The 7,010-nt window shown below is 42.1% G+C and carries 6 protein-coding genes and 1 pseudogene; 1 reads left to right on the top strand and 6 read right to left on the bottom strand.

Going from position 1 to position 7,010, the window contains the following annotated elements; genetic code table 11:
- From UF75_RS23930 to UF75_RS23915, 4 genes are all read right to left on the bottom strand, one after another.
- Nucleotides 1–387, bottom strand: a 387-nt coding sequence (locus UF75_RS23930; protein ID WP_045577028.1) for a recombinase family protein, incomplete at its 3' end; no start/stop codon positions are given.
- Nucleotides 388–474: 87 nt separating this feature from the next.
- Nucleotides 475–1,548, bottom strand: coding sequence for an ABC transporter permease (locus UF75_RS23925; protein ID WP_045577027.1), 1,074 nt, complete (start codon nt 1,546–1,548; stop codon nt 475–477).
- Nucleotides 1,545–3,065 carry an ABC transporter ATP-binding protein gene (locus UF75_RS23920; protein ID WP_045577026.1) on the bottom strand — a complete coding sequence of 507 codons (1,521 nt, stop codon included), beginning with the start codon at nt 3,063–3,065 and terminating at the stop codon, nt 1,545–1,547. The genes UF75_RS23925 and UF75_RS23920 overlap by 4 nt, the downstream gene beginning before the upstream one ends.
- Before the next feature lie 81 nt (nt 3,066–3,146).
- Nucleotides 3,147–4,190, bottom strand: a complete 1,044-nt coding sequence (locus UF75_RS23915) for a BMP family ABC transporter substrate-binding protein (protein ID WP_045577025.1) — start codon at nt 4,188–4,190, stop codon at nt 3,147–3,149.
- 554 nt (nt 4,191–4,744) lie between these two features.
- On the opposite strand from UF75_RS23915, the gene pheA reads away from it, so the two are divergent.
- Nucleotides 4,745–5,608 (top strand): prephenate dehydratase, encoded by an 864-nt coding sequence (gene pheA, locus UF75_RS23910; RefSeq protein WP_045577024.1) that lies wholly within the window; start codon nt 4,745–4,747, stop codon nt 5,606–5,608.
- A gap of 31 nt (nt 5,609–5,639) precedes the next feature.
- On the opposite strand, the gene UF75_RS30935 is transcribed toward pheA, so the two are convergent.
- Together UF75_RS30935 and UF75_RS29480 are read right to left on the bottom strand one after the other, a co-directional pair.
- On the bottom strand, nt 5,640–5,771 hold the full coding sequence (locus UF75_RS30935; protein WP_282433859.1) for a hypothetical protein: 132 nt from the start codon (nt 5,769–5,771) through the stop codon (nt 5,640–5,642).
- 316 nt (nt 5,772–6,087) lie between these two features.
- Nucleotides 6,088–7,010 (bottom strand): annotated as a pseudogene (locus tag UF75_RS29480) (threonine synthase); the annotation flags it as partial.

The raw sequence follows: 7,010 nt of genomic DNA, 5'->3' as shown, positions 1-7,010 counted from the left end.
TTCAACATCATTTAAATTCCGAAACATTTTAGTTAGTTCTCTGCGATTATCATTAAGTCCACTGGCAACTTCTTCATAAATAGTGACAATATTGTAGTGGTTTTCTTTACAATATTGAATAAGTCGTTCTTGTTGGCGTTGAAGATTGCCACTTTCCTGTTGTTTCTTGGTTGAGACTCTACAATAAATAAAGGCGTTAAGTTGAACAGGTGCTACTGCCTCTACTTGATTAACAAGGGTTTCTATTTCATCAAGGCGATATCGCCTATGATTACCGAAAGTTCTTACTGACTTTAATTTTCCTGATGCATCCCATCGTCGAAGAGTTGCAATTGTAACGCCCAATCGCTGAGCAGCATCACTTATATCAATTAAGTTATTAGACATTGTTATTTCACCTCTACTATAGAATAACACTTTATTAGTTAATTTTATAGTAGAAATGTTCATGTTTATACATATTTGTCTAGAAATTTAGCAACCTGTTTGTACCTCCTTAACCGGCGCTAAAGTATGACGTCTGCGCCAACGTTTTTGAACAATACTAATGACATTTTTGGATGCAATTAAGAAGATAATTATTCCAGAAATGACATCGGTTAAATGAGCTGGCACACCTGAAACTAATTGCATAGATTGTCCACCTGTCGATAAAGCAGCAAAGAAAATGGAAGCTAAGATAACTCCAAACGGATTATTATTGGCTAGTATGGCGACCACAATAGCCGTAAAGCCATATCCTGAAGAGAAACTGTCATAGAGTCGATGTTGAACTCCAAGCATTTGGACTGCACCCGCTAAACCGGCTAACATTCCACTAATAAATAAGGCTAATACTAGATTAAATGAAACATTAATTCCAGCATACTTAGCTGCCCGGGCATTTAATCCCACTGCTCTCAATCTGTATCCTAAGGTTGTCTTATAAAGTAACCAATAAACAATCACACAGACCACTAAAGCAATCACTAACCCCCAAGAAAGTTGGGTCCGATCCACAATCTTACCTAACATCGCAGATGGTAAGATCACCGGGGACTGGGGTACAAAGCCCCGTTGCATCATTGGGCCGTTCTCAAGCATATAGTGACTCAGAAAAATTGCAATGTAACTCATCATCATAGTAGTAATGACTTCGTGAGCACCCACTAAAGCCTTTGCCAGCCCAGGAATTATTCCTGCCCAAAGTCCTGCAGCCAGCATACTCACTAGAACGGCTAAAGAAATATGTAGAATAGGCGGCAGCCCCTGTACAGAATAGCCAATCCAAACTGCTGCCATACTTCCAATCCAGTACTGGCCCTCTGCTCCTATGTTAAACAAACCAGCTTTGAAAGCAATAGCGACTCCTAACCCTGAGAGAATTAAAGGAATAGCATTGGCCATTGTGTTCGATAAGTTTACCGTCGAGCCAAAAGCTCCTGAAAAGAGCGCTCCATAAGCTGCTAGTGGGTTATGGCCCGTAAGGAGCATAACACATGCACCAATCAGGATTGCAATAATGATCGCTACAAAAGGGGTAACCAATTCTTTCATTATCTTGTTCATAGTCTACCCCCACTCCCTAAATCTACACCTGTCATAAGTAACCCAAGCTGCTCGCGTGTAACCTGTCCACTAGGAAAAATCCCCATCAAACGACCGGCATAGAATACCCCAATCCTGTCTGATAACGCCAGGATCTCATCTAATTCCAAAGAAACTAGGAGTATCGCTTTCCCATCGGATCGTAACTCCAAGAGTTTGTTATGAATAAATTGAATCGCTCCGACATCTAACCCTCTAGTTGGTTGAGCTGCTATCAATAATTCAGGGTTACGTGAAACCTCGCGGGCCAAAATCACTTTTTGTTGGTTCCCACCGGACAAATTTTGGGCTAGTGCATGAATTCGACGTGGCCTGACATCAAAATCTTCCGATAAACGCGTTGCATACTCCTCAATGGGCTTAACTTGCATTTGGCCAAGGCGTGCAAATGGGGCTTTAGAGAAGTCCCGCAAGACAAAGTTTTCAGTCAGTTCAAAATCCATCACCAATCCATCTAATTGACGATCTTGTGGAATATAGGCAATCCCTGCATTAGTTCTATGCTGAACGGAAGAGGAGGTAATGTCCTTTCCTAAAAGACGGATTCGCCCAGTTTTACAGGGCAATAAACCTGTAATCGCTTCCACAAGTTCAAATTGACCGTTCCCATCGATCCCGGCCAGACCAAATATTTCCCCACGGTGGACCTCGAAGCTTACTTTCTTGACTTTCTCATTACGACCTGATGATACTACAATGTCTACAAGTTCCAAAACTGGTTCTCCAAGTTTTTGAGGCAGTTTAGAAACATGAAGCACCACTTCCCGTCCAACCATCAAATTAGCTAGTTCTTGAGGAGTCGTGGACTTTGTTTCGACAGTATTGACCGTCTTTCCCGCTCGCATAACCGTGACGTGGTCCGAAATACGCTGCACTTCGTCAAGCTTATGACTAATGAAAACAATGGGAACCCCTTGGGAACGAAGACGTTCCATGACTAGAATCAGTTCTTCTACCTCTTGTGGAGTGAGCATGGCTGTAGGTTCATCTAAGATAAGTAGCTTAGCCTTGCGGTAAAAGACTTTTAAAATCTCAACTCGCTGTTGAAGTCCGACGGTTAAATCCCCTACTTTTGCGTCTGGATCAAGTTCCATATGATACTGCTTGGCAAGTTGGCGAACAATCTCTACATTTTCCTTACGTCGATAATGAATTCTCCCTGGTTCTCCACCGAGGACAACATTTTCAGCAACAGTTAAAGCTGGGATTAACATAAAATGTTGGTGCACCATTCCAATTCCTGCTTCGATGGCCTGACGGGGACTTGCAAAGTTAAGCTCCTGATCATAGAGCCGAATACTTCCGGAATCTGGTTTATAAAGTCCATAAATAATTTTTACAAGCGTAGATTTACCGGCGCCATTCTCCCCTAAAATCGCATGTATCTCTCCTTCACGTACAGTAAGATTTACATGATCATTGGCAAGAACTCCTGGAAACGATTTCGTGATTTCTCTAACTTCTAAACAGGTGCGCATAATCCCCTCCATTAAGAAAGGGATTGCCCCATAAGGATTATGAAGCAATCCACTTGTCATTTGCTAAAACCGGCTAAACGTTTAGAAACCAGCTGGCATTTTGTTAGTAACTGTAATTTTACCATCTTTGATTTGCTTTGCTGCATCATTTACCTTATCGACAACCTCTTTAGGAACTACCTTAGTTGGTGTCGCAAACCCTACTCCGTTATTACTTAAATCAAAGAGGATGTCTCCACTTTTAAACTGACCCTCTTTGGCGTTTTTAATAATATTAAAGGTAGCCACATCCATACCCTTGAGGGCACTGGTAATAACATTCTCTGGTGCTAAATAGTTTTGATCTGCATCCACACCGATGGCATAGACATTCTTTTCTTTGGCAGCGTCGATGACGCCCGTTCCAGTTCCACCCGCAATAGGAAAGACAATATCCGCACCTCCAGCAATTTCAGAAAGGGCCGTTTGTTTGCCGAGAGCAGGGTCATCAAATTTATTGGTGTATTTTAAGTTAACCGTGATAGCAGGGTTTACGCTCCTAGCTCCTTGAATAAAGCCGGCAATATAATCGTTTACTGGAGGAATTGCCATACCACCGACAAGACCTACAGTGTTTTTACCTAATGCATTTGGAATACCAGGAGTTTTCTCCAGTAAACCAGCCATCACACCGACTAAGTAACCACATTGTTCCGTTTTGAACATTGCAGAAGCAACATTTGGGCGATCTGTGATGGAGGAATCAATAATCATAAATTTAGTATCTGGATAATCCTTTGAAACCTTGACTACGGCATCCTGCATTAAAAAACCCACCGCAATGACTAGATTATATTTATCCTGAGCAAAACGGCTAAGATTTGTTTCGTAATCCGTCATTTGTTTAGACTCGACAACAGCCTTTTTAATACCCAGTTCTTTTTCAGCTTGTTCTAACCCTTTGTTGGCTAGAAAGTTAAAACTGTGATCGTTCAGTCCACCCACATCTGTAACTAAGCCAACTTTAAACTCACTTTTCGCGGGTGCTTCTGCTTTAGGAGCTTCTGTCTTGTTGGCACATCCAACTAAGGACATTGTTAAAATAAGTACTAATGCTAAACATCCTAAAAACCGAGACTTCTTCATAATTTTCCCTCCACTTATAAATTTACTATGTATTTATGAATAGTTTAACAAGCTGGGCCTCTGTTCTCCCCCCTTCTTCAGTTGTAGGACCTCGAACAGCTTACCTTGTTTTAAGTTTAACAATTATTCAGATTAGGGTCAAGATTTTTATTTATCCATAATACTATAAAGCATATGGCTAACGTTCATAGTGTATGCCAAAATCAAGGCTGTGCTCAAACTATTTGTACAAAAAGCGAAACAGACAGCGTACGTTCCACTGTCTGTTTCATCCACCTTGTCCACTATCCCCTTGGAAGGTTCCCCAACCTTCCTTATATAATTTTACCTGATCCAAGTTCCCTTAGCAAGTATCTTAGTCGATATGTAATAAGTTTTATTGACGAATTTATAAAGTGTAAATCGTTTAACCCCGTTGGATCAATGTCTCGATGTTTTGCTTTAGGTTGATTAGTTCAGGTTGATTAGACTTGCCGTTAATTCCTATCTGTATTATTATAGTATAAAAATATTTATTGCAGTCCAAGTGTTCGAGATACGAAGGAGACAGAAGTATGAAAAAAATGGGCTATTTAGGGCCTAAGGGAAGTTTTTCCGAAGAGGCAATCCATTTATTCTTAGCCACTCAACCTATATTTAAAGAAGATCCACCTGAACTAATACCGTTCTCTACCATACCTCGCATACTTCTCGCCTGCAACGACATGGAAATAGATTGGGCCTTTGTCCCTTTAGAAAATTCCACTGAAGGACAAGTAGGCGTGACAATGGATACTTTGGGCCAGACTGAACATATCTATATTACTCATGAGTTTGTCCATCCCATTGACCAATGCCTTTTAGCACATGAGCCAATGTCTCTTGACCAAATTGAAAGAGTTTATTCTCATGAACAGGCTTTCGGACAGTGCAGGGATTTCCTAGAGAAACACCTCCCAAATGCTCAACAGATTACTTGTTTAAGCACCGCCGATGCCGCCCAAAAAATTTCTTCAATCCGTGAAAACTGGACAGCCATCGGACCACGTCGAGCTGCGCACCTCTATAACCTTCATATACTCAAAGAGCGCATTCAAGATATTAACCTCAATGCCACTCGCTTTGTTCTCGTCGGTCATAAACTAGCGGAAATGTCCGATGGGGAAGATAAAACCTCTCTCCTAGTCATCGCAGAAAATACTCCAGGCTCACTCTACCGAATTTTAGGAGAATTTAGTAAACGGCATATAAATCTAAGCCGCATTGAATCTCGACCCTCCAAACGAAAACTCGGAGAATACGTTTTCTTCGTCGACGTAGACGGCTATGTCTTTGCCCCGCCCATCCAAGATGTCCTTTGGGCATTCAAAAAAGAAAACACCTTTGTCAAATTATTAGGTTCCTATCCCAAAGCACTTCCAGACGAACGAATATTTTAAGGAGAGAGGATAAAATCCTCTCTCCTTTTCATTAACCCGACAATAATTCATCTATTCCAGACACCAGAACCGTCCCTAGGTCTGCGGTCTTACCCCCGTCCGCCCTTTCCTCAAAACCACGTCCTGCGCGCCTTTGCGTCAACAACGCAAACAGCCCTACCATTCTTCAAGTCGTTCCTAAACCCCCGTCCGACCCCAAGCCAGAGGAAGAGATCAAGACCGTCTACACTTCCGTAAACCCCAGCGCCTTTCGTCTACAACGCAAACAGCGCCCCATCCTTCGAGCCGTTCCAAAACCCCCGTCCGACCCCAAGCCAGAGGAAGTTTCTTAGCTTAAGGAGCACGATTAGTGGAATTGCGTCAATGAGCGCAGTTGATCAGGCGTTAAGAACCGCAACTGTTCACATGCAGAAAGCCCAGAAGTTTTGCGGTTTAGCCTGAGCAACAAGCGAATAGCAATGAAACGTTGTGCGACTGGGCTAAGAAACTTCCTCATCCACAAACATCCTCTGTATCACCCCTGCTATCTCTTCCGGCTCACACTTAACCGCTGTTTTTGCCAGCTTTTGATCCAACCCTTGAAGCCCCAACGGAATTTTCCACCCAGTTAACTGACTCAGACGATCTAGGGCTTCCCACTCATCCCTTGGTCTTTCTCCCTCTAAAGCTGCTAAAACGTTCAAGGCAAACTTAAAGGGGCTTGCAGTAGAAGCGATAACAGTATAAGTTTGATCCTTGGTTGCAGAAAGATAGTCATTATAGACTTTCATTGCCACAGCAGTATGGGGATCAAATACGTACTGATAGGCTCGATAACTTTGTGCTATAGTTTCAAGCGTCTCTTCTTCACTCGTCCATCCGGCAAAGACTGTTTCTTGGCAACGTTTCAAGGTCTCTGGATCGACTGCAAACTTCCCTTGGTTGCTCGCGTCATACCAACTCCTGATTCGATCCGCATTTCTATCACTCATCTCATATAAAAAACGTTCAAAGTTACTGGAAATTAAAATATCCATTGAAGGAGAGATCGTTTGATAAAACGCCCGCTGACTTTGGTAAACTCCTGTTGAAAAAAAATCAGACAAAACATTGTTTTGGTTTGAAGCACTAATAATTTGACCGATCGGGAGCCCCATTCGTTTAGCATAATAAGCAGCAAGTAAATTACCAAAATTCCCAGTAGGAACGACTACATTCATTTTGCCTTCGGACGATACTTTACCCTGATCCACTGCCTGTAAATAAGCCCAAAAATAATAGACAATTTGTGGAAGAAGTCGCCCCCAGTTAATTGAATTAGCTGAAGAGAAAATCAACTGTTTTTCCTGAAATTGAGCCTTTATAGAATCCGAAGCAAAAATCTGCTTTACAGCAGTCTGGCACTCATCAAAGTTTCCATTGA

It is taken from the genome of Desulfosporosinus sp. I2 (assembly GCF_000960765.1).
Taxonomy (GTDB): Bacteria; Bacillota; Desulfitobacteriia; order Desulfitobacteriales; family Desulfitobacteriaceae; genus Desulfosporosinus.
This window is presented reverse-complemented; position numbering and strand designations above follow the sequence as displayed.